The sequence below is a fragment of the Mycobacterium sp. 1165196.3 genome, from assembly GCF_001673415.1.
Taxonomy (GTDB): Bacteria; Actinomycetota; Actinomycetes; order Mycobacteriales; family Mycobacteriaceae; genus Mycobacterium; species Mycobacterium europaeum_A.
The window spans coordinates 1-507 of record NZ_LZLU01000036.1 but is presented as its reverse complement, the minus strand read 5'-3'; the positions used below and the strand labels follow the sequence as shown (position 1 = coordinate 507).

At 68.8% G+C, this 507-nt stretch carries 1 protein-coding gene; it reads right to left on the bottom strand.

Annotated features, from left to right (window positions below):
* Positions 1-507, bottom strand: a 507-nt coding sequence (locus A5659_RS03830; protein ID WP_156748807.1) for an AMP-binding protein, incomplete at both ends; no start/stop codon positions are given.

Here is a 507-nt window from a genome sequence, read left to right as displayed (position 1 = left end):
AAGGCATACGAGTGGAACTGCGTCCACACCTGCCCGGCCGACAGATCGACCCCGATATCCAGATCGTCGAACAGCTGCGCGACGTTGTGATGCGTCACCGCAACGCCTTTGGGCACACCCGTGGTCCCCGACGTGTAGATCACATGCGCCACATCAGCCGGCGACGGCGCCGGCGGCGGGGTGCTCGGCTGGGCCGCCACCGCCGGGTCGGCCACGTCGATGACCACCCCACCAAACCCCTCGAGCCGATCCACCAGCTCGGCGGTGGTGACCGCGACCCTCGGGGCGGCATCGGTGAGCATGAATTCCACCCGCGCGCCCGGCAGCGCCGGGTCGATCGGCAGATAGGCCGCCCCGGATTTGAGCACCGCCAGGATCGCCACGATCGCCTCGGCCGACCGCGACAACAGCAGCGCGACAAACTCACCCGGGCCCGCGCCGGACTCGACCAGCAGATGCGCTAACCGATTGGCCGCCTCGTCAAGCTCCCGATAGGACATGGACCGG